The organism is Streptomyces sp. CNT372 (assembly GCF_000377145.1).
Genome location: NZ_KB897782.1, coordinates 176,388 through 197,457, shown reverse-complemented (window position 1 = coordinate 197,457; position 21,070 = coordinate 176,388). Strand labels below are relative to the sequence as shown.

Annotated in this window: 18 protein-coding genes and 1 tRNA gene; 11 read left to right on the top strand and 8 right to left on the bottom strand. The window is 74.1% G+C overall.

Annotated elements, in window-relative coordinates:
* Positions 1-165 precede the first annotated feature (165 nt).
* Genes C593_RS0116005 through C593_RS0115985 form a run of 5 tightly spaced genes read left to right on the top strand, consistent with a single transcriptional unit; the run spans position 166 to position 4,209 of the window.
* Positions 166-2,211, top strand: coding sequence for an ATP-binding protein (locus tag C593_RS0116005; protein ID WP_078521581.1), 2,046 nt, complete (start codon positions 166-168; stop codon positions 2,209-2,211).
* Between the two features lie 7 nt (positions 2,212-2,218).
* Complete coding sequence (locus C593_RS0116000) at positions 2,219-2,653, top strand: roadblock/LC7 domain-containing protein (RefSeq protein WP_018848310.1); 435 nt, start codon at positions 2,219-2,221, stop codon at positions 2,651-2,653.
* A gap of 2 nt (positions 2,654-2,655) precedes the next feature.
* A complete protein-coding gene (locus tag C593_RS0115995) occupies positions 2,656-3,027 on the top strand; it encodes a DUF742 domain-containing protein (RefSeq protein WP_026277740.1) in 372 nt (123 codons plus the stop codon).
* Positions 3,005-3,649: an ATP/GTP-binding protein gene (locus tag C593_RS0115990; protein ID WP_018848308.1), complete on the top strand. Its 645-nt coding sequence runs from the start codon at positions 3,005-3,007 to the stop codon at positions 3,647-3,649. The genes C593_RS0115995 and C593_RS0115990 overlap by 23 nt, the downstream gene beginning before the upstream one ends.
* On the top strand, positions 3,646-4,209 hold the full coding sequence (locus tag C593_RS0115985) for a GAF domain-containing protein (RefSeq protein ID WP_018848307.1): 564 nt from the start codon (positions 3,646-3,648) through the stop codon (positions 4,207-4,209). Before C593_RS0115990 ends, C593_RS0115985 begins: the two co-directional genes overlap by 4 nt.
* 61 nt (positions 4,210-4,270) lie before the next feature.
* Here C593_RS0115985 and C593_RS0115980 read toward each other — a convergent pair whose 3' ends face one another.
* Positions 4,271-5,467, bottom strand: coding sequence for an acyl-CoA dehydrogenase family protein (locus tag C593_RS0115980; protein WP_018848306.1), 1,197 nt, complete (start codon positions 5,465-5,467; stop codon positions 4,271-4,273).
* Positions 5,468-6,037: 570 nt separating this feature from the next.
* Here C593_RS0115980 and C593_RS0115975 point away from each other — a divergent pair.
* Entirely contained in the window at positions 6,038-6,304 is a 267-nt protein-coding gene (locus C593_RS0115975) for a hypothetical protein (protein WP_018848305.1), read from the top strand.
* A gap of 250 nt (positions 6,305-6,554) precedes the next feature.
* The gene (locus tag C593_RS0115970; RefSeq protein WP_018848304.1) at positions 6,555-6,923 is read left to right on the top strand and encodes an MmcQ/YjbR family DNA-binding protein; all 369 of its coding nucleotides are present in this window, start codon (positions 6,555-6,557) and stop codon (positions 6,921-6,923) included.
* Between the two features lie 39 nt (positions 6,924-6,962).
* Here C593_RS0115970 and C593_RS0115965 read toward each other — a convergent pair whose 3' ends face one another.
* From C593_RS0115965 to C593_RS0115955, 3 genes are all read right to left on the bottom strand, one after another.
* Complete coding sequence (locus C593_RS0115965) at positions 6,963-7,256, bottom strand: hypothetical protein (protein ID WP_018848303.1); 294 nt, start codon at positions 7,254-7,256, stop codon at positions 6,963-6,965.
* A 95-nt stretch (positions 7,257-7,351) separates the two neighbouring features.
* A complete protein-coding gene (locus C593_RS0115960; RefSeq protein ID WP_018848302.1) occupies positions 7,352-8,278 on the bottom strand; it encodes a transketolase C-terminal domain-containing protein in 927 nt (308 codons plus the stop codon).
* Positions 8,279-8,339: 61 nt separating this feature from the next.
* Positions 8,340-9,053: a transketolase gene (locus tag C593_RS0115955; protein WP_026277739.1), complete on the bottom strand. Its 714-nt coding sequence runs from the start codon at positions 9,051-9,053 to the stop codon at positions 8,340-8,342.
* A gap of 155 nt (positions 9,054-9,208) precedes the next feature.
* Here C593_RS0115955 and C593_RS0115950 point away from each other — a divergent pair.
* A tRNA-Pro gene (locus C593_RS0115950) sits at positions 9,209-9,282 on the top strand.
* A 64-nt stretch (positions 9,283-9,346) separates the two neighbouring features.
* On the opposite strand, the gene C593_RS29870 is transcribed toward C593_RS0115950, so the two are convergent.
* Complete coding sequence (locus C593_RS29870; RefSeq protein WP_018848300.1) at positions 9,347-11,962, bottom strand: SpoIIE family protein phosphatase/ATP-binding protein; 2,616 nt, start codon at positions 11,960-11,962, stop codon at positions 9,347-9,349.
* Positions 11,963-12,305: 343 nt separating this feature from the next.
* Here C593_RS29870 and C593_RS0115940 point away from each other — a divergent pair, with 343 nt between their 5' ends.
* The 3 genes from C593_RS0115940 (at position 12,306) to C593_RS0115930 (ending at position 16,208) form a co-directional block, all read left to right on the top strand.
* Positions 12,306-13,832, top strand: coding sequence for a Re/Si-specific NAD(P)(+) transhydrogenase subunit alpha (locus tag C593_RS0115940; protein ID WP_018848299.1), 1,527 nt, complete (start codon positions 12,306-12,308; stop codon positions 13,830-13,832).
* 1 nt (position 13,833) lies between these two features.
* Complete coding sequence (gene pntB, locus C593_RS0115935; protein WP_018848298.1) at positions 13,834-15,252, top strand: Re/Si-specific NAD(P)(+) transhydrogenase subunit beta; 1,419 nt, start codon at positions 13,834-13,836, stop codon at positions 15,250-15,252.
* Positions 15,253-15,368: 116 nt separating this feature from the next.
* On the top strand, positions 15,369-16,208 hold the full coding sequence (locus tag C593_RS0115930) for a class I SAM-dependent methyltransferase (RefSeq protein ID WP_018848297.1): 840 nt from the start codon (positions 15,369-15,371) through the stop codon (positions 16,206-16,208).
* A 105-nt stretch (positions 16,209-16,313) separates the two neighbouring features.
* Here C593_RS0115930 and C593_RS0115925 read toward each other — a convergent pair whose 3' ends face one another.
* The 3 genes from C593_RS0115925 to C593_RS0115915 form a co-directional block, all read right to left on the bottom strand.
* Entirely contained in the window at positions 16,314-18,737 is a 2,424-nt protein-coding gene (locus C593_RS0115925) for a SpoIIE family protein phosphatase (RefSeq protein ID WP_018848296.1), read from the bottom strand.
* A gap of 330 nt (positions 18,738-19,067) precedes the next feature.
* Positions 19,068-19,922: a class II fructose-bisphosphate aldolase gene (locus C593_RS0115920; protein ID WP_018848295.1), complete on the bottom strand. Its 855-nt coding sequence runs from the start codon at positions 19,920-19,922 to the stop codon at positions 19,068-19,070.
* 53 nt (positions 19,923-19,975) lie between these two features.
* On the bottom strand, positions 19,976-20,968 hold the full coding sequence (locus C593_RS0115915; protein WP_018848294.1) for an SIS domain-containing protein: 993 nt from the start codon (positions 20,966-20,968) through the stop codon (positions 19,976-19,978).
* Positions 20,969-21,070: the final 102 nt, after the last annotated feature.

Below are 21,070 nucleotides of genomic sequence, written 5' to 3'. Positions count from 1 at the left end.
TTTCCAACTGCCTCTCGCAGAAGACCGATCGACGACTACCGTGTGTTGCCGGTGATCAACGGTGGGCTCACTTCCGCGTGCCCTCGGTCCACCCGCGTACACCGTCCCCCAGAAGGTCTCCCAGAAGTACGCCGACCCCTCGGACCCCACGTACCAAGGACGCTGATGTCTCAACTACGCGCACCAGCCGCGCGGTCCGACCGCCGGGAGGGCGGGCGGCACGGCCGTCCCGGCACCCGTTCCCTCGCCTCCCCGGGACGGTCCCAGCCCGCCGCGGTGCCACCGGAGTCGCGGATACGCCCCCAGCTCCTGCGCACCGCGGTCCTCCCCGCCGTCGCCGCGGTCCTCGCCGGGCTGGCCGCCGTGATCTACCTGCTGCGGACCGCCGCACCCGAACCCACCTTCGGACTGTGGGCGGTGCTCCTGGCCACCGCGGCCCTCGCCGCCGCCGCCCTCGCCGCGGCCTTCCTGGGCGCCGAGCGGCTGGCACGCTCCGTCCACGCCCGCACCAACGCCCTGCGCCGCAGCACCGCCCGCGGCCAGGCCGAACTGCGCACCGTGGTGGAGGGGCTGCGGCGCGGCGAGGGTCCGCCGCCCCGGCGGCGGCCCGCCGAGGCCCCGCGCGGCGGCGACGAGTTCGACCTCCTGACCCAGGAGCTGAGCCGGTCCCACGAGGCCGCCGTGGCGGCGGTCGTGCAGGCGTCCCGGCTCTCCAGCAGCGTCGGCAACGAACAGAAGGTCGAGGTCTTCGTCAACCTCGCCCGCAGGCTCCAGTCGCTCGTCCACCGGGAGATCCAGCTCCTGGACGAGCTGGAGAACGAGGTCGAGGACCCCGAGCTGCTCAAGGGCCTCTTCCATGTCGACCACCTCGCCACGCGCATCCGCCGCCACGCGGAGAACCTCGCCGTCCTCGGCGGCGCGATCTCCCGCCGTCAGTGGTCCAACCCGGTCACCATGACCGAGGTGCTGCGCTCGGCGATCGCCGAGGTCGAGCAGTACCCCCGGGTCAAGCTGGTCCCGCCGATCGACGGCACCCTGCGCGGCCACGCCGTCGCCGACGTCATCCACCTGCTCGCGGAGCTCGTCGAGAACGCCACCCTGTTCTCCGCGCCCCACACGCAGGTCCTGCTGCGCGCGCAGCACGTCACGGCGGGCCTCGCGGTCGAGGTGGAGGACCGGGGCCTCGGTATGCCGCTTGCCGAGCAGGAGAAGATGAACGCCCTGCTCACCGACCCCGACCAGGTCAATGTCGCCCATCTCCTCCAGGACGGGCGCATCGGCCTCTTCGTGGTCTCCGCGCTGGCCCGGCGGCACGGCATCGCGGTCCGGCTCCAGTCCAACATCTACGGCGGCATCCAGGCCGTCCTGGTCCTGCCGCAGGGACTGCTCGGCTCCGCCCCCGGCGCCCCCGCCCAGGAGGGCACCAACCAGGCTACGGCGGAACGGGCCGGGGCCGGCGCCCCCCGGGTCGCCGCCGCGGCACCGCCTCCGCTGCCGCCCTCGCACACCGCGCCCGCCGCCGCCCAGCCCCTGCCGGAGCTGCGTCCCGAACCCCCGGCCGCCCGGCTGCGTGCCGAACCGTCGGCGACGGACCCCCCGCACACGGCGCACCGGGCCGAGGCGCCTCCCCACCCGGTGCCCCCGCACACGGAAGCCCGTCACACGGCAGCCCGTCACGCCGAACCCCGGTACGCCGAGCCCCCGCACAGCGGCGGCGGCCCCGCCGTCGGCCACCCCGCACCGGAACCCCACCGGGACCACGGTCCCGCCGCTCAGCCCCTGCCCGCCCAGCGCGAACCCGTCCGGACCCAGGCCGGTCTCGACCCCCTGCCCGTACGCGGCGAGCACACCGACCGCCCCAACCCCGCCTCCGCCCGCCCGGGCCACAGCACCCCGGGGGGCGCCGCGCAGGAGCCCCCGCACCTGCCGCCCCCGACCGACGCCCGCCCCGTGCACGGCACCGAGGACCGGCCCCAGCTGCCCCGGCGCCGCAGCCAGGAGCACCTCGTCCCCCAGCTCCGCGACGCCCCCGCCCCGCGCCGGGACCAGGAGCAGACGTTGCACGACCCGGGCCTGATGGCCGCCTTCCAGCGGGGCATCGGACTCGCCGAGTCGGCACACGAGATCACCTCCGCGCCCGCGCCGGCGCACGAGACCGCGCCCGCGCACGCACAGCCCGACCTCCGTCACGACACCACCATCAAGGAGTAGATGCACCATGGCGAGCGACGTGCCGACCGGTCATGTGTCGGACCTCGACTGGCTGCTCAGCGGTCTGGTCCAGCGGGTGCCGTACACCCGCAATGCGGTACTGCTCTCCTCCGACGGGCTCGTGAAGTCGGTGCACGGTCTGGACAACGACAGTGCCGACCACATGGCCGCCCTCGCCTCCGGCCTCTACTCGCTCGGCCGCAGCGCCGGGGCGCGGTTCGGGGACGGCGGCGAGGTGCGGCAGGTGGTCGTGGAGCTGGACTCCACCCTGCTGTTCGTCTCCACCGCCGGCTCCGGGACCTGTCTCGCCGTGCTGGCCGGCCGGGAGGCCGACGCCGCCGTCCTCGGCTACGAGATGGCCATGCTCGTCAAGAGCGTCCGCCCGTACCTCACCACACCCGCGAGAACGGCCGCCGGGGCGTCGAGCGCAGTGGGACAGTGACCGTGCCCTCGCCCAAGGACGGGCCGTTGCTCGACGACGCGGCCGGACGGCTGATCAGGCCGTACACGGTGAGCGGCGGCCGGACGCGTCCGACGGCGGCACTGGACCTGCTGTCCCTGGTGATGGCGACCGGGAACACGCCCCAGGCGCACCTCGGACCCGAGCACTCCCTCGCGCTGGGCCTGTGCCACGGACCCACCTCGGTCGCCGAGATCTCCGCGCATCTGCGGCTCCCCGCCGTGGTGACCAAGGTGCTCGTGTCCGACCTCGTGGACTGCGGCGCGGTCACCGCGCGCGCCCCGCGCACCCATGACACCCACACGGACCGTTCACTGCTGGAGGCGGTGCTCGATGGCCTACGACGACGGCTCTGAGACCGGGGCCGGCACCGGCACCGGCACCGGAGATCTCTTCCCGACCGCGCTCAAGATCCTGGTCGCCGGAGGCTTCGGCGTCGGCAAGACCACCTTCGTCGGCGCTGTGAGCGAGATCGACCCGCTCAGTACCGAGGAACTGCTCACCCAGGTCAGCGTGGGCACCGACCGTCTGGACGGCATCGAGTCCAAGACCACCACCACGGTCGCCATGGACTTCGGGCGGATCACCCTCGACGCCCGCCATGTCCTCTACCTCTTCGGCACCCCGGGCCAGGAGCGCTTCTGGTTCATGTGGGACGAACTCTCCGAGGGTGCCCTCGGCGCCGTCGTCCTCGCGGACACCCGCCGCCTGGAGGAGTCCTTCTCCGCGGTGGACTTCTTCGAGCGGCGCGGCATCGGATTCGTCGTCGCCGTCAACGAGTTCGACGGCGCCTTCCGCTACGACCCCGAGGAGGTCCGCGCGGCGATCGACCTCAAACCCGAGGTGCCGGTGGTGATGTGCGACGCGCGGATCGCCGGCTCCGGCATCGGCACCCTGGTCACCCTCGTCCAGCACCTGCTGTCCACCACCTCCCCCGTCGTGCCGGGCCCGGCACCGAGCTATGGAGCACCGACATGACCTACGACCCCACCGGCCACCTGCTGCTCACCCCGGTCGACCGCGAGGCGCCCGCCCGGGTCGAGCGGCTGCGGCAGCTGGGTTTCGGGGACCGGCCGGACCCCGCGTTCGACGAGTTCGCGCACCGGCTCGCCGAGGTGACCGGCGCCCCCTACTCGATGGTCAACTTCATCGACGAGAACCGGCAGTTCTTCGCCGGACTGCACACTCCGGGCGGCACGCACAGCGGCACCGACGCCGGGGCGGCGGCCGGCGGGGTGAGCCGGTTCATGGCCCGCGACCACGGCTACTGCCCCCATGTGGTGGTCCGGCGCAAGGCGCTGGTGCTGGAGGACGTCTGCGACTACCCCCGTTTCGCGGGCAACCCGGTCGTCGACGAGATCGGCATCCGCTCCTACCTCGGTGCTCCGCTGATCGACCGCACCGGGATCGCGCTGGGCACCATCTGCGTGGTGGACACGGAGCCGCGGCCGTGGGGGAGGGCCGGGCTGGAGACCATCAAGTCCCTGGCCGCGGAGCTGATCGAGCAGATCCACCACCGGGAGGACTCCCGGTTCTGAGGCGGAACGGAGCGGGCGGCGCGCACAGGTCGCACACCGGCCCCGCCCCGGGCCGCCCGCCTCACCCGGCCGGGGCCAGGCGCACCTCGTCCGAGAGGCGCTCCGACCACTGGCCCTTCGCCGTGCCCAGCGCGACCTCCGCGAGCCGCAGCAACTGGATGTCCGAGGTGCCGGCCGGGGCGAACATGTGCAGCGCGTCCCGCATATAGCGCTCGATGGGCCGGTCCGTGAAGAGGCCGGCCGCCGCGTGGATCTCCATGGCGTTGCGCGCGGAGTCGATCGCCGACTCCACGTTCACCAGCTTGGCGTTCATCAGCTCCGCGTCGCACGGCAGGCCCTGGTCCAGCAGGTGCACGGCGTGGTACGCGGCGAGCCGGGAGGTCATCAGCCGCGACTGCATGGTGCCCAGCTTGAGCTTCACCGAGGGGAGCTCGTGCAGCGGCTTCCCATAGCGGTGGCGCTCCTGGCAGAAGCGGGTGGTCTCCTCCAGGATCGCCTGGTGGATGCCGAGGGACACGGCCGTGAGGTTGGCCCGCCCGTAGAGCACGCTGGACGAGTAGGCCACGGCGAGCCCGTCGCCCTCGTCCCCCAGCCGGCTCGACGCGGGGACCCGGCAGTTGTCGAAGATCAGCTCGCCGAAGCTGAAGCCGTGCAGCCCCATCGTCGGCTTCTGCTCCCCGACGCGGAAGCCCGGCCGGTCGGACTCCACCAGGAAGGCCGTCAGCCCGCGCGAGCCCGGGCCGGTGCGGACCACGACGCCGTGCAGATCGCCGACATGGCTGTTGCCGACGAACACTTTCCGGCCATGGAGGACATAGTCGTCCCCGTCCCTGACCGCGCGGGCGCTCATGCCGAGGACATGGCCGCCGGACTCGGGTTCGGTGACCGCGATGGTCGGGAGGCAGTCGCCGGCGGCTATCGCCGGGAGCCAGGTCTTCTTCTGCTCGTCGCTACCGAAATGGACAATCTTGGCGACACCGAGCTGGGACGCCTGGACCATGGCTCCCATCGCCCCGCTGACCCGGGACAGTTCCTCGATGACGACGGTCTTCGCGAGGTGCCCGAGGCCCATTCCGCCGTAGTCCTCGCCGATGGTGGCCCCGAGCCAGCCCTGCCGGGCGATCAGCGCAGAGAGGTCGTGGTCGACCACCCGGGCGGCCTCCATGGCCGGAACCCGCGGGCGGACCTCCCTCTCGGCGAACTCCCTGACCCGGGCGCGCAGCCGGTGATGCGGCCGGCCGGTGAAGTAACCGTCCATCGCGAGCTCCCCTCCGCGAAACGCCTGCTCGCGCACTTGTGCGAGCAGGTGGTGCATCGGCAGTGGCCCCGTCCCGAACAGGCCGACACTTCAGCCTGTTGAGGCGCGCGCGGCGGGACAAGGTCACAGCCAGAATTGGCCGAAACGTGAAGTATTGACGTTTGATTGAGTCCATGGGCCGGGTGGTGGGCGACCCCCCGAGCCCCGCCGGAACCCTTCCCACCGGACGTGTCGTAGCCACATGCCAACGGCACCCGTTCCCCGGAACGGCGTGCGAGCACCGTCGGGGACGTCGCGAAAGGGCACGGAAGTGTCTCCAGTGGCCTACTGAAGGATCGATACTGCGCAGGAAGCGACCGAAAAGCGCCGGTGGCGGGCCGGGGTGGCGGCGTGCACCGGCGTACGGGGGTGGCGCGGGGCGTGCGAGCCCTGCACGCGCTCCCCCTCTCCGAGACGTGCGCGTGCCCCTCCCGGACAGGGTCGTGGTCGGACGGCCGGTCGCGGATCGCGGTCGGACGGTCGCCCGAACGGAGGCCGCGTGGTCCGGCGGTCACCGGGTACACGGGCCGCATGGCTCTCATCAAGCGCGTCGCTCTCCCTCCCCGCGCTGTACGGCAGTTGCGGCGGATCCGGTCGTACTACCTCGTGGGCATCGCCCTCTCCCTGCTGGCCCTGGTACAGGGCGGCAGCCCGGCCGCGCCCGACCGGGGGACCCTGTTCGCCGGCGGCCTGCTCGCCGTCTTCGTGGTGTTGCTGGCCCTGACGGTCGTCCAGTTGTGGCGGCACGCCAGGACCCCGCACTGCGCCACGGCACGCCGGCTCACCCGCTCGGTCTGAGGCCCGCGCGTCCCGACCCCGCCCACTCCCCGTTCGACTCGGCCCGGTGCGCCTCCTCACGCCCTCGACGAGGGCGCGACCGCGCGACCCGCGCCGGGCCACGGGCCCCGGGCCCTGGCCTGCGCCCGGCGGCGTCTCGTATCTCCCGGTCCCGCACCGTGGCGGCAGACGACGGGGGGAAGGCGCTCTCCGTGCCGGTGGCACGGCGTAGGTCCGGCGTTCACGGCGGGAAGGGGTCTACGGTCGTCGCATGGTGACCGCCGACGACGTCCGCAGGATCGCGCTCTCGCTGCCCGGCGCGCTGGAGAAGACGGCTTGGGGCATGCCGACCTTCCGGCTGGCCGAGGCCGGCCGGGTCTTCGCCTCCCTCTCCGACGACGACCGGGTGATGGGCGTCAAGTGCCCCAAGGAGGAACGCGAAGAGCTGATCGCGGCGGAGCCGGAGAAGTTCTTCCTCAAGGCCGGCCACGACGACAACTACGCGTGGCTGCGGGTGCGGTTGGCGGCGCTGGAGGGCGAGGACGAACTGCGCGCGATCCTGACGGACTCGTGGCGGCAGGCCGCGCCGAAGCGGCTGCTGACGGCCCACCCGGACCTGTCCGGCCCCGGCGCCCCCTGAGGGGCCGGGAGCGCGTGCCGGGGCGCGTGCCCGGGTCCGTCAGCTTGCGCCGGGGCGTGCCCGGGCCCGCCCCCAGGCGCCGGCCCCCGCCGCCCCCTGCCCGGCCGCGCCGCGCGTGGCGCTGTCCTGGTGGGCGCGGTGGCCCATGGCAGATGCGCCCGCGTGGTGTTGGGTGCGCTCGGGCGTATCCCTTGCGCCGGGGAGCTCCTTCCCGGCGCCGGTGACGAGGACGGCCGCCCCGGAGAGCGCGGCGGCCGTGAACTCCGTCGCCGCCTTCTCCCTGGCGAGCCGCGCCCGGCCCGGCGGGCGCCGAACCCGCTCTGCCCCTGTCACCGGGCCGTTCCCCGCCGGAGCCGCCCGGGCCGCGCCCGCCGGAGCCCGGCCCGGGCGGCTCCGGCCGGGTCGCCGCCACTCGGCCCGCCCGCCGCTCAGCTCACCCCGCGCCCCGCGAACGCCGTGATCCGCTCCCGCAGGCCGCGCGGGTCCAGGCCGTGGGCCGCCAGGTGCTCCGGGACGCTGCCGTAGCGGCGCAGCTCCGCGCGGCCGACGCCCAGGCCCAGGACCCGGTGCGGCACCTCGGCCAGGGCTTCGTTGGCGGCTGCCGTGGAGGTGCCCGCGAGGTAGGGCTCTACGAGGACGACGTCCGCCGCGGTCCGGTCGCCGACGGCCGCGCGGAGCCCGGCGGCGTCGAAGGGGCGCACGGTCGTCGCGTACAGGACGGTCGCGTCCAGGCCCTCCGTCGCCGCGAGGGCGTGGTCCAGCATCGGGCCGACGGCCACCACGACCGGGCCGCCGCCCTCCCGGCCGCCGCCGCCCTCCCGCACGGTCAGGAAGCGTGCGCCGTCGACCGGCCGGGGCGCCTCGTTGGACTGCGTCGACAGCCGTACGTACACGCGGTCGTCGCCCGTGACGGCCGCCCGGAGCAGGGCCTCCGCCTCGTCGGGGTGGCCGGGGACATGGACCGTCCAGCCGTCCAGGGTGTCGAGAAGTGCCACATCGCCCGGGGCCATATGCGTGAAACCGCCCGCGGGCCAGTCGTAGGAGCCGCCCGCGCTCACCAGCACCCCGCCGACGTCCTGGTGGCCGAGGTCCAGCTTGACCTGCTCGAACGGGCGCTCCACCAGGAAGCTGGCGAAGGTGTGCATCACCGGCCGCATCCCGGTCAGGGCCATTCCGCCGCCCACGCCGATCAGCAACTGCTCGCGGATGCCGACGTTGACCACCCGGTCGGGGTGCCGTCGGGCGGCGGCGTCGAAGCCGTCGCGGCTGATCTCGGCGAGGACCAGGGCGAGGCGGGGGTCCTCGTCCAGCAGCCGGCTCGTGGTGGCGATGAAACGGTCGCGCATCGTGTCCATGGGGTCTCCGGTGGTCTGTCTTCGGGTGGTCTGCGGCGGTCTCAGGCGGTCTCAGCCGGTCTCAGGCGGCCTTGGGCTCGACGCGGGCGACGACGGCGTGCGGCCGCCCGGGGTGCGGGGCGGTGAAGGCCCGGTACAGCGCCTCGTGGTCCCGGCCGTCGACGGTCTCGGTGGACCAGCCCGCCGCGGCGAACCGGGACGCGATGCCGCCCGGCCGGGCGTACGTCGCCGAGGCGTTGTCGATCACCAGCGTGTGCAGGGACTCCAGCCCGGCGGGTCCCGCGTAGGCGATGGCCTCGTGGTTGCTGCCCTCGTCCAGCTCCGCGTCCCCGATGAGGACCCAGACGCGCGGGTCGCGCAGCCCCTGCGCCCGCAGCCCGAGCGCCGTGCCCACCGCGAGCGGCAGACCGTGCCCGAGGGAGCCGCTGCCGATCTCCGCGCCGGGCACCAGGACCCGGTCGGGGTGGTGCCCGAGCGGGGAGTCGTAGGAGCCGAAGCCCGGCAGCCACTCCTCGGGCACGAAGCCCTTCGCCGCGAGCACCGCGTAGTACGCCATCGGCCCGTGCCCCTTGGAGAGCAGGAAGCGGTCCCGGCCGGGGTCGTCGGCATTCCCGGGTGAGACGCGCAGCACCCGGTCGTAGAGGACCCAGAGGGCGTCCAGGGTGGAGGTGGCGGCGGGGCCGTGCTTCTCGTCCCCGGTCATCAGGGCCATCAGGGCCATCAGCCGGCCCAGCTCGCCGAAGTCCGCAGGTGGGGTGAGCTCTGTCGTATTCATGGCTCCACCGTGCAACCTCGACCAAACTTGAGGTCAAGCGGTCTCCCGCGCGGACGTGTGCCGCGCGCCCGGTGAAACGGGTTCGTGACCACCGGCCCGAGTGCGGTATGGTTCTCGTGCGCGTTCGGCCGGGGGAAACCCCAGGTCACGGGCACCGGGACGTGGCGCAGCTTGGTAGCGCACTTGACTGGGGGTCAAGGGGTCGCAGGTTCAAATCCTGTCGTCCCGACTCGTTTGAGTCGTGGTTGAGGGCCGGGTCGGAGATCATCCGACCCGGCCCTCACGTATGCCCGTCAGAAGTCGGGTCCCGACAGCGGGAGCGTGTCCCAGGACAGGCCGGCGCCGTCGGCGGACAGCGACTGCTCGGCCCAGATGACCTTGCCCTCCGGGGTGTACCGGGTACCCCAGCGCTCGCTCAGATGCGCGACCAGGAACAGTCCGCGCCCGCCCTCGTCCGTGGAGGCGGCGTACCGCAGGTGCGGGGCGGTGCTGCTGGCGTCCCACACCTCGCAGGTCAGCTTGCGGTCGCGGAGCAGACGGACCCGTACCGGCGCGGTGCCGTACCGCAGCGCGTTGGTGACGAGCTCGCTGAGGACCAGCTCCGTGGTGAAGACGAGCTCCGCCAGGCCCCAGCGGGTGAGCTGCTCCGCCGCGAGGCCGCGCACGACCGCCACCTCGCTCGGGTCGGACGGCACGTCCCACTGGACGACGCTGTCCGGGTCCAGGATCCGGGTACGGGCGACGAGCAGGGCGACGTCGTCGGCGGGCCGGCCGGGGAGCAGCGCGTCCAGCACGGCACGGCAGCTCGCCCGCGGGTCCCGGCCGGGCCGGCCGAGTGCCGTCCGCAGCCGCTCCAGGCCGACGCCGATGTCCCGGTTCCGCTCCTCCACCAGCCCGTCGGTGTACAGGGCCAGCAGGCTGCCCTCGGCGAGGCGCAGCTCCATGGTCTCGAAGGGCATGCCGCCCAGTCCCAGAGGGGGACCGGCCGGCAGCTCGCAGATCGTGGTCGTGCCGTCCGGTGCGACGACGAGGGGCGGCATGTGCCCCGCCCGGGCCATGACGCAGCTACGGGAGACCGGGTCGTAGACGGCGTAGAGGCAGGTCGCGCCCATGACGCCGCCGTCCGGGGCGCTGCCCTCCTGGTCCATGCGCTGGACGAGGTTGTCGAGACGGGCGAGGAGTTCGTCGGGCGGCAGGTCCAGGGAGGAGAAGTTGTGCACCGCCGTGCGCAGCCGGCCCATCGTGGCGGCGGCGTGCAGACCGTGTCCGACGACGTCCCCGACGACCAGTCCGACGCGGCTGCCCGGCAGCGGGATCACGTCGAACCAGTCCCCGCCCACCCCGGACTGGGCCGGCTGGTAGTAGTGCGCGACGTCCACGGCGCTCTGCTCCGGCAGGTCGTGCGGCAGGAGGCTGCGCTGCAGGGTGACGGCGAGATGGTGTTCCCGGGTGTAGCGGCGGGCGTTGTCCATGGTGACCGCGGCGCGTCCGACGAGTTCCTCGGCCAGGGAAAGGTCGTCCTCGTCGAACGGTTCCGGCTTCTGTGAACGCCAGAAGTTCACCACCCCGAGGACGACCCCGCGGGCCTTCAGCGGAGCCGCGATGAGCGAGTGGATGCCGTAGCCGACGATCGCCGAGGCGCGCGGCGGGTCCTGGGCGTGCCAGCCGGGCGCCTCCGCGAGGGCCGGTACGAGTTCGGCCGTGCCCGTGCCGTAGCCGCGGGCCTGCGGCGTGGACGGCAGGAAGTCGATCAGGGTGCCCAGCGGATACAGGGGATGGTCCGGGCGGATGCCGCTCACCGCCGTGCGCCGCATGTCGGGGTCGGGCCCGGGCTCCTCCCCGTCGAGCACCGGGCCGGCCAGGTCGACGGTGACGAAGTCCGCGAACCGGGGGACGGCGACCTCGGCCAGTTCCTCCGCGGTGCGCACCACGTCCAGGGTGGTGCCGATCTCGCCCCCGGCGTCGTAGAGCAGCCTGAGCCGTCTGCGGGCCGTCTCCGCCCGGCTGCTCAGGAGCTGCATCTCGGTGGAGTCGCGGATGGTGACCGCGGCCCCCTGGGGGCGGCCCCGGGGCCGGGTGGGCCGCTGGTTCACGACGAGCAGCCGGTCCCCGGCGTCCACCACCTCGTCGGTCGCCTCCCGGCCGGAGAGCAGCAGCTCCGTCATGCGGTGGTCCATGTCCACCTGTTCGACGGGACGGCCCTCGGCATCGCCCGGCAGGCCGAGCAGCCGCCTCGCCTCGTCGTTCGCCAGGAGCAGCCGCCCGCTGTCGTCCGTGATCAGCACGCCCTCCCGCACGGCGTGCAGGACCGCGTCGTGGTGCTCGTACATGCGGGTCATCTCCTGCGTGCCGAGCCCGTGCGTCTGGCGGCGCAGCCGTCTGCTGATGAGCGCGGAGCCGACGGTGGCCAGGGCCAGGCCGGTGCCGGTCGCCAGCAGGATGACCGGGAGCTGACGGTCGGCCACGCCCGCCACGCTCTCCACCGTCAGACCCGCGGAGACCAGCCCGACGACCTCGCCCGCCGGTGAGGTGACCGGCACGATCGCCTGGATCTCCTTGCCGAGCGGTCCGTCCACGCTCTCGGTGTGCACACGGCCGGCGAGCGAGGGCTCGATCGTGCCGACGAACCGCTTGCCGATGCGGTCCGGCTGGGGGTGGCTGTACCGGATGCCGTTGGTGTCCATCACCACCAGGAAGTCCACCCCCGCCGCCCTGCGTGTCCGCTCGGCGAGGGGCTGGAGGACCGCGGAGGGGTCCGGCGACCTGAGCGTCTCCTGCAGGCCCGGGGCACTCGCGAAGGTCTCCGCCACGGCGACCGACCGGTTGCGCGCCTCCTGGTCGAGGTCGTAACGCGACTGCAGCACCAGGGCCAGCAGCGCCCCGGAGGCGAGCAGCACCACGATCGCCACCTGAAGGACGAAGACCTGCCCGGCGACGCTCGTGAAGCGTCTGCCTAGGTCCGACCGCACCGGTGGGCCGGGCGGGAGAGGCGGGAGGAGCTCATCTCCCCAGTTGTAGCACCTTCGCCTGTGCCGACCACGGGCGCGCACGCTGTGTGCCCCGGGCACCGCGCCGAGTCGCCCTCCCCGCTCCGGGCCCCGGCTAAATGTTGCGTACACCTCACCTGCGGAAGCTGTTCAGGCGGTGGCCCGGACCGCCAAGCTGATCGGCGCGCCCGGGATCACCGGGCGCCCTTTCCGATCCGGGTCGGAACACGACGTTGACGGTTGACGCAGCGAACGGAGAACACTCGTGCTTGTCGGAGTCCTCAAAGAAGAACGGCCAGGTGAGAGCCGTGTCGCGGCCACACCGGCCACCGTCCGGCAGATCCTCCAGCTGGGCTACGAGGTGGTCGTCGACCCCGGCGCGGGCGTCGCGTCCGGATTCACCGACGAGGCGTACGAGGCCGCCGGAGCGACCACGGGTGACGCCGTGACGGCGGACGTGGTGCTCGGAGTCAACGCTCCCGCTCCCTCGCAGCTGGACCGGGTCCGGCCGGCGGCGACGGTGATCGCCCTGTTCGCACCCGTCTTCGACCAGGCGATGGTGGACGATCTGACCCGCCGGCCGTTCACGGCCCTGTCGGTCGACGCCGTACCCCGTATCAGCCGGGCCCAGTCGATGGACGTGCTCTCCTCGATGGCGAACATCGCGGGCTACCGGGCCGTCATCGAGGCCGCGCACGAGTTCGGGCGCTTCTTCACCGGCCAGGTGACCGCGGCGGGCAAGGTGCCGCCGGCCCGGGTGCTGGTGGCGGGCGCCGGCGTCGCGGGTCTCGCGGCGATCGGCGCGGCGGGCTCGCTCGGGGCGGTCGTGCGGGCGACGGACCCCCGGCCGGAGGTGGCCGACCAGGTCCGGTCGCTGGGAGGCGAGTACCTCCCCATCGAGTCGCCCGAGGCGGAGGTCTCGAAGACCGGCTACGCCAAGGAGATGGGCGACGACTACCGGGCGCGCGAGGCCGAGCTCTACGCCGCGCAGTGCCGCGAGGCCGACATCGTCATCACCACCGCGCTGATCCCCGGACGGCCCGCGCCGACGCTGATCACCGCCGCGATGGTGGCGAGCATGAAGCCGGGTTCGGTGATCGTCGACATGGCCGCCGCCAACGGAGGCAACGTCGAGGGAACCGTGCGGGGCGAGAAGATCCGCACCGCGGGCGGTGTGACGATCATCGGGTACACCGACCTCGCGGGCCGGCTCCCGGCGCAGGCCTCCCAGCTGTACGGCACCAACCTGGTGAACCTGCTGACGCTGATGACACCCGGGAAGGACGGCAGCCTCGTCCTCGACTGGGACGATCCGGTGCAGCGCTCGATCACCGTCGTGCGCCGGGGTGAGCCGGCCTGGCCGCCGCCGCCCGTCGAGGTGTCGGCGGCGCCGGCTCCCGGGCCGGCGGCGAAGCAGGCGCCGCCCGCGCCCCAGAAGCCGCAGACGACCCCCGGGCGGAAGTTCGGCGGCGTGGCCCTCGGCGCCCTGGCGCTCTTCCTGGTCGCCGCGTTCGCGCCGGCGGCGATCCTGCCCCATGTGACGGTCTTCGTGCTCGCGATCGTGATCGGCTACTACGTGATCGGGCATGTGCACCACGCCCTGCACACGCCCCTGATGTCCGTCACGAACGCCATCTCGGGGATCGTCGTGGTCGGCGCGATCCTGCAGACCGGGCACGGCGGCGCCGCGGTCACGGCGCTCTCGACGGTCGCGATCCTCCTGGCCAGTATCAACGTCTTCGGCGGCTTCGCGGTGACGCGTCGCATGCTCGCCATGTTCAACCGGAGCTGACATGTCTACGACTATCGCCGCCCAGGCGGCCTACCTTGTCGCCGCGCTGCTGTTCATCCTCGCGCTGGCGGGACTCTCCCGGCACGAATCGGCCCGGCTGGGCAACGCGTTCGGCATGCTCGGCATGGGCGTCGCCCTGCTCGCCTCGGTCGTCCTCGCGGTGGACGGCGACATCGGCGGCGCCGCTCTCGGCCTGATGGCCGCCGCGATGCTGACCGGCGCGCTCATCGGCATCCAGCGGGCACGCGGCGTCGAGATGACCGGCATGCCCGAGCTGATCGCCCTGCTGCACTCCTTCGTGGGCCTGGCGGCCGTGCTGGTGAGCTGGAACGGATTCCTCGGCGTCGAGCACGATCCCGACGGCCCGGAGGCCGCCGCCCTGGACGCGCTCGGCACCCTGGGCATCCACCACGCGGAGGTGGTCATCGGCCTGTTCATCGGTGGCGTGACCTTCACCGGTTCGGTCGTGGCCTACCTGAAGCTGTCGGCGAAGATCGACTCCAAGCCGCTGGTGCTGCCGGGCAAGAACGCCCTCAACCTCGGCGCCCTGGTTCTCTTCGCCGCCCTGACGGTCTGGTTCGTGATCACCCCGGGCCCGGGGCTGATGATCACGGTGACGGTCCTGGCGCTCGCGCTGGGCTGGCACCTGGTGGCCTCGATCGGCGGCGGGGACATGCCGGTCGTGGTCTCCATGCTCAACAGCTACTCGGGCTGGGCCGCGGCCGCCTCGGGCTTCCTGCTCAGCAACGACCTGCTGATCGTCACCGGCGCTCTGGTCGGCTCCTCGGGTGCCTATCTGAGCTACATCATGTGCAAGGCGATGAACCGCCCCTTCGTCTCCGTCATCGCCGGCGGCTTCGGGATCGAGGCGCCCACGGGCTCGGGCCCCGACTACGGCGAGCACACGGAGATCACGGCCGCGTCCGCCGCCGAACTGCTGGGCGCGGCCCGGTCGGTGGTCATCACCCCCGGATACGGCATGGCCGTCGCCCAGGCGCAGTACCCGGTCGCCGAGCTCACCTCCAAGCTGCGCGCCCGGGGTGTCGACGTCCGGTTCGGCATCCACCCCGTGGCCGGCCGCCTGCCCGGACACATGAACGTGCTCCTCGCCGAGGCCAAGGTCCCCTACGACCTCGTCCTCGAAATGGACGAGGTCAACGGCGACTTCGCCGAGACCGACGTCGTCCTCGTCATCGGCGCCAACGACACGGTGAACCCGGCCGGCGCCGAGGATGCGGCCAGCCCGATCGCCGGTATGCCGGTGCTCACCGTGTGGGAGGCCGGCAAGGTGATCGTGTTCAAGCGCTCGATGGCCTCCGGGTACGCGGGCGTGCAGAACCCGCTCTTCTTCCGGGAGAACACCTCGATGCTCTTCGGCGACGCGAAGGCCCGGGTGGAGGACATCGTCGGCGCGCTCTGAGACGCCCGGCGGCGACCCGCCGGCGCACCGGGTCGACCGGTGCGCCGGCGCCGTGTCCAGGTGAACCGGCGGTGCGTGCCGCTTCCCCCGCCGCTCCCGGGGGGAGGGATGCGGCCATGGACGCGAACGACGCACACACCGGCGGCCGCTACGGCGAGGACGTCTTCCCGCCCGGGCAGGCCGGGGAGGGGCAGCGGACCGACCTCGGCGCCCTCGCCTACGACGGGTTCACCATGGCGCGGCTGCGTGCCCTCGGCGCGGGGCCGGGCTGGCGGTGTCTGGACGTGGGGGCCGGGACGGGGACGGTGTCACGGCGGCTGCTGACGGAGGCCGGTGTGGCGGGCGTCCTCGCCGTGGACCGGGACGCCCGCTTCCTGAGGGCGGGGGCCGTGCCCGGTCTGGACGTGCTGGAGGCCGACATCACCGCCGACGGCCGCGATGGCCTCGACGCCCTGGGCACCGCCCGCTTCCGGCTCGTCCACGCGCGCTTCGTGCTGATGCACCTGCCCGAGCGGGAGCGCCTGATCGCCCGGCTCGCGCGACTCGTCGAGCCGGGTGGGGTGCTGGTGCTCAGTGACGCGGTCGACCTGACGAGCGACCGCGCGCCCGCCACGCCCTACACCTCCGCGATGCGGGCGATGTGGCGGGCGCTGCGGGACACCATCGGCACCGATGTCTCGCCGGTGCTCGCCTATCCGCAGGCGCTGCGCGCGGCCGGGCTGGAGTCCGTCGCCGCCGAGATCCATGTGCCGCCCCTGCTGCCCGGCAGCCCGCTGAGCCGCTTCTGGGCGGACACCTGGGAGCGGAGCCGGGCGGCGATGCTCGCCAGTGGGGCGATCGACGACGCGGGTCTCGACGAGGCGATCCGGTATCTCGGCGCCGAGGAGTGCGCCGCGCTGTCGGCCGGCATGCTCACCGCCTGGGGCCACCGGCCCGGGGACGGCGCGCCGCGCTGACCCACCGGCCGCGGGACGGCGTACCGCGCCGACCCGCCGGCCCCGGGACGGCGCACCGCGCCGACCCACCGGCCGCTGACCCACCGGCCGCCGCCCCGCCGGCGGTCAGGCCCCGTCCGGCGGTGTCACCGGGATCTCCGCCCACACCTGCTTGCCCCCGCTCAGCGGCACGGCGCCCCACGCCGTCGTCGTCGCCTCCACGATCAGCAGGCCCCGGCCGCCCGTCGCGTCCCACTCGACCTGCGGCTTGACCGGGCTGCGCGGGGAGGCGTCGTTCACGGAGACGCGCAGGCGGTCCCCGGAGAGGGCCAGATTGAGCCGGACCTCGCCCTTGGTGTGCGCGATCGCGTTCGTCACCAGCTCGGACACGACCAGCAGCGCCACGTCCACCTCCTCGCGCACCCCCCACGCCCGCAGGGTGCGGGCCGTGAAGCGGCGGGCGTGCTGGACCGCGTCCGGCAGACGCCACACCGTCCAGTGGGTGCGCCGGGCGCGCGCCGGGGTGCCGTCGTAGCGCAACAGCAGCACGGCCACGTCGTCGTCCCGCCCGTTCCCGTCGCCGAGCAGTCCGTCCGCGACGCGGCCGGGGTCGGCGGGGTCCGCGGCGGCCAGGGACTCCCGGACCCGGGCCATCCCGTCCTCCAGCGACAGCTGCGCCGACTCGACCAGACCGTCGGTCAGCAGGGTCAGCAGGGTGCCCGGGACGAGCCCCGCCTCGGTCATGGGGAACTCCGCGTCCGCGACCACCCCCAGCGGCGGGCCGCCCTCCACCACCGGCTCCCGGGTCGTGCCGTCCGGGTCCCGCAGCACCGGCGGCAGATGCCCGGCCCGCACGAAGCGCGCCTCACCCTCCTCCATGTCCAGGTCGACATAGAGACAGGTCGCGAACAGGTCCGTCTCCATGCCGACCAGCAGCCGGTTCGCCCGCGCCATGACCACGTCCGGCGGGTGGCCCTCCACCGCGTACGCGCGGACCGCCGTGCGCATCTGGCCCATGATGGTCGCCGCGCCCGCGCTGTGGCCCTGGACGTCGCCGATCACCAGCGCCACATGCCCGTCGGCGAGCGGGATCACGTCGTACCAGTCGCCGCCCACCTCCAGCCCCCGGGTCGCCGGGAGGTAGCGGGCGACCGCCACCCCGCCCGGCAGCGGGGGCAGTTTGCGCGGCAGCAGGCTGCGCTGGAGCATCGTCGCCAGCTCGTGCCCGGCGTTCAGCGCGTGCGCCCGGGTCAGCGCCTGGCCGACCAGCCCGGCGACCGCCGTCAGCAGCGAGCGCTCCTCGGGGACGAAGGTGTGCGGCTCGTCCCACCCCACCAGGCACACCCCGGCCATCCGGCCCTCCGCGGGCAGCGGCAGGACCGCCAGACCGCCCGGCCCGATGCCCCGCAGCCCCTCCTCCAGCCCGCCCGCCGAGGACCACAGGCTCATATGCCCCTCACGCAGGGCGCTCTGGAGGGTCGGCAGCGCGTGGAACGAGGCGTCCGGCCACTCCGAGCGCCACTCGGACTGCCAGGAGCGGGGCCAGGCGTGGTGGTCGGGCGGGTCGAGCACGGTGACGAACAGCCGGTCCGCCTTCAGCTCCGCGAGCGCGATCCGGTCCGCCCCCAGCGGCCCGCGCAGCGCGGCCACCACCAGCCGGCTCACCTCCCGGACCGTGGTGGCGCCCGCCAGCCGCGCGGACAGCTCCTGCACCAGGGCGACGTCGTCGCTGGTGGGACGCAGATACGCCGCGTCCGCGACCACCCCGAGAATCCGGTCCGGCGCCCCGCCCGTCCCGGTCCACGGCCGGCACCGCACGCCGAGCCAGCGCAGCTCGCCTCCGGGCCGCCGGACCCGGAACGCGAGTTGGGTGCCGGCCGCCGGCAGCTTCCCCGGCTCCACCAGCTCCATGAGCGCCGGCACGTCGTCCGGCACCGCCCGGGCCAGCAGGGTCTCCGCCCGGCCGTCGAACTCGCCGGGGGCGACGCCGAGGAGCCGCAGCATCCGCTCGTCGGCGTCCAGGGTGCCGGTGGCCGGGGTGAGGGTGAACGCCCCGCCGTGCAGCGGGACGAGCGGGTGCCCGACCGCGCCCGGGGTCTCCGCCCGTCCGGCGGTCCGCGCGGTGGCCGCCTCCAGCCCGGCCGCCACCTGGTCCGCGTACAGCTCCAGCAGCCCGCGCCGGTCGGCGTCGAAACCGTTCCCGACATCGCCCGCGACCAGCAGGCAGCCCAGCGGCCGGGCCCCCTGGCCCAGCGGGATCGCGCCGACGGAGAACGACGCCGGCCAGGACCCGGAAAGGTAGCGCGGCGCGGAGTCCGGCACGGCCGTGTCGTAGGCGGCCCGCTCCGCCGGGGAGAGCCAGACCGCGCGTCCGCCGCGGAAGGCGTCGGTGGCGGGGGAGCGGCCGGACAGGGCGACGGCGGACGGCAGCCCGTACGTCCCGCCCCGGTCCCCGGCCACCTCCGCGAGCCGCAGCTCGTCGTCTCCCTCTGCCCGCACATAGACGGCGGCGAGCTCGGCCCCGCAGAACGCAAAGTCGTGCCTGGTCACAAGCTGTACCGCCTCCGTGCGCGGACGCGCGTCGCCACACACCCATGCTGCCGCCCGGCTCCGGGCGGCAGCCAGTGGGAGCAGAAGGTGATGATGCCCCGGGAAGCGGCCCCCGTCAGCCCCCTTCACCGCGAAAGCGGCGCTCCGTACCGCGAACGCCGGGAGTGTCACCGAATGTCGGCGGGGTCGGACCGGGACGGCGGCACATGCCACGGCGTGTCCCGGGCGGGTCCCGGCCGCCGGAGGGGCGGCGGCCGGTGGTCCGGTGGGCGGCGGGGTCGTACGGGGTGGTTCGGGGCAGGGCCGGGGTCTGGTCGAGGGCGTGTGGCGTCAGGCGGGCAGTGGGGCCCGGTCGCCGTGCAGGACGCGGAGCAGGCGGCTCACCTCCCCGGCCATCGCCTCCCGGGCCGGGCCGAGGTAGCGGCGCGGATCCGAGAGGCGGTCGTCCGCCGCGAGGGCGGCGCGCGCGGCGCCGGTGAAGGTGCGGTTGAGATGCGTCGCTATGTTGATCTTCCGCATACCGGCGGCCACCGCGCGCACCAGCCCCTCGTCGTCCACTCCCGAGGAGCCGTGCAGCACCAGCGGGACGGGGACGGCCGCCGCCAGCCGGGCCACCAGGTCGAGGTCCAGGACCGCGTCCCGGGTCTGCATCGCGTGCGAACTGCCGACCGCCACGGCCAGCGCGTCGACCCCGGTCGCGGCGGTGAACGCCCGCGCCTCGGCGGGGTCGGTGCGGACCCCGGGGGCGTGCGCGCCGTCCTTGCCGCCGATCTCGCCGAGTTCGGCCTCGATGTGCACGCCGTGGGCGTGGCAGCGGGCGGCCGTCGCCCGGGTCCGGGCGACGTTCTCCTCGTAGGGCAGCTTCGAGGCGTCGAACATGACCGAGGTGAAGCCGAGCGCGAGCGCCTCGTCGACCAGCGACTCGGACTCCGCGTGGTCCAGGTGCACGGCGACGGGGACCGCCGCCGCGCGGGCCAGCGCCAGCACCGCCAGCGCGATCGGGGCGAGGGAGCCGTGGTAGCGGACGGTGTTCTCGCTGATCTGCGCGATCACCGGCAGCCCGGCGGCCTCGGCGCCCGCGACGATCGCCTCGGCGTGTTCGAGCTGCACCACATTGAACGCGCCGACGCCCGTCCCGGCCTCGGCGGCGGCGCGCAGCACGGCGTCAGTGGGGGTGAGGGGCATCGAGGTCCTCCGGCAGGGGTGGTCGTACGGGAGCGCGGACGGCGGCCCGGCTGTCAGGCACGGTCCGCGTCCAGGACCACGGACCGGGTGAGGTTGCGCGGCGTGTCCGGGTCGTGGCCGTGGGCACGGGCCCGGTGCACGGCGAGCCGCTGGGCGCGGACCAGGTCGGCGAGCGGGTCGCGGCCCGGATGGTGGCTGTGGTGGCCGCCGGCCGCGCGGATGTCGGCGTCCAGCCCGGGCGGGACGGGGCCCAGCGTCCAGACGGCGCGGCCGGGGGCGGTGACGGCGACCGGGCCGTGCCGGTACTCCATCGCCGGGTACGCCTCGGTCCAGGCGCCGGCCGCCTCGCGCATCTTGAGGGCCGCTTCGAGGGCGAGCCCGTACGTCCACCCGGTGCCCAGGAAGGTGACCTGCTCGGCCTCGGTGAGCGCTGCGACCAGGGGTTCGGCGAGGGCGTCCTCGGCGTGGCCGGCGGCGGTGGCGAGCGGGACGAGGCCGGCCGGGGCGGTGCCGTCCGCCTCCAGGTGGGCGCGGAGCAGGGCGAGCGCGGTGGTGGCGAACCGGGTCTGTACGACGGAGCGTTCGTCGGCGAAGGCCAGCGGCAGGGTCTCGTGGGCGGCGCCCGCGACCGGGGTGGCGGGGTCGGCGGTGATCGCGGTCGTGGGGGTGTGCTCCCGGACGCGGGCGAGGAGGTCCAGCACCTCGGTGGTGGTGCCGGACCGGGTGAGGGCCAGGACCCGGTCGTAGCGACGGCCGAAGGGGTACTCGGAGGCGGCGAAGGCGTCGGTGTGGCCCGCGCCCCCGGCCTCGCGGAGCGCCGCGTAGGACTGGGCGATGAACCACGAGGTGCCGCAGCCGACGACCGCGACCCGCTCACCCGGCTTCGGCAGCACCCCGGCGACCTCGGGCAGCAGGGCGGCGGCGCGCCGCCAGCACGCGGGCTGCGACGCGATCTCCGCCTCCGTGAACGAGGGCCCGGCAGAGGGCCCGGCTGAGGGCCTGGCCGTACCGGGGGACGAGGAGGCGGGCGACGGCGTGGCTGTCATCTTCAGGAGACTCCTTGTGCGTGAAGCTGCGAGAAAAGCGGCAAGTTCAAGCAGGTATGCGCATGATGCGATGGGTGCAGTATTCAGCAGAACCCGTCCCGG

What these genes read in the sequence shown, in the direction of transcription:
- C593_RS0115915 (WP_018848294.1), bottom strand. Translation starts at nt 20,968, where the DNA reads ATGACAGCCACGCCGTCGCCCGCCTCCTCGTCCCCCGGTACGGCCAGG.
- pntB (WP_018848298.1), top strand. Translation starts at nt 13,834, where the DNA reads ATGTCTACGACTATCGCCGCCCAGGCGGCCTACCTTGTCGCCGCGCTG.
- C593_RS0115930 (WP_018848297.1), top strand. Translation starts at nt 15,369, where the DNA reads ATGGACGCGAACGACGCACACACCGGCGGCCGCTACGGCGAGGACGTC.
- C593_RS0115980 (WP_018848306.1), bottom strand. Translation starts at nt 5,467, where the DNA reads ATGGACGGTTACTTCACCGGCCGGCCGCATCACCGGCTGCGCGCCCGG.
- C593_RS0115990 (WP_018848308.1), top strand. Translation starts at nt 3,005, where the DNA reads ATGGCCTACGACGACGGCTCTGAGACCGGGGCCGGCACCGGCACCGGC.
- C593_RS0115960 (WP_018848302.1), bottom strand. Translation starts at nt 8,278, where the DNA reads ATGGACACGATGCGCGACCGTTTCATCGCCACCACGAGCCGGCTGCTG.
- C593_RS0116005 (WP_078521581.1), top strand. Translation starts at nt 166, where the DNA reads ATGTCTCAACTACGCGCACCAGCCGCGCGGTCCGACCGCCGGGAGGGC.
- C593_RS0116000 (WP_018848310.1), top strand. Translation starts at nt 2,219, where the DNA reads ATGGCGAGCGACGTGCCGACCGGTCATGTGTCGGACCTCGACTGGCTG.
- C593_RS0115920 (WP_018848295.1), bottom strand. Translation starts at nt 19,922, where the DNA reads ATGCCCCTCACCCCCACTGACGCCGTGCTGCGCGCCGCCGCCGAGGCC.
- C593_RS0115970 (WP_018848304.1), top strand. Translation starts at nt 6,555, where the DNA reads ATGGTGACCGCCGACGACGTCCGCAGGATCGCGCTCTCGCTGCCCGGC.
- C593_RS0115985 (WP_018848307.1), top strand. Translation starts at nt 3,646, where the DNA reads ATGACCTACGACCCCACCGGCCACCTGCTGCTCACCCCGGTCGACCGC.
- C593_RS0115955 (WP_026277739.1), bottom strand. Translation starts at nt 9,053, where the DNA reads ATGAATACGACAGAGCTCACCCCACCTGCGGACTTCGGCGAGCTGGGC.
- C593_RS0115975 (WP_018848305.1), top strand. Translation starts at nt 6,038, where the DNA reads ATGGCTCTCATCAAGCGCGTCGCTCTCCCTCCCCGCGCTGTACGGCAG.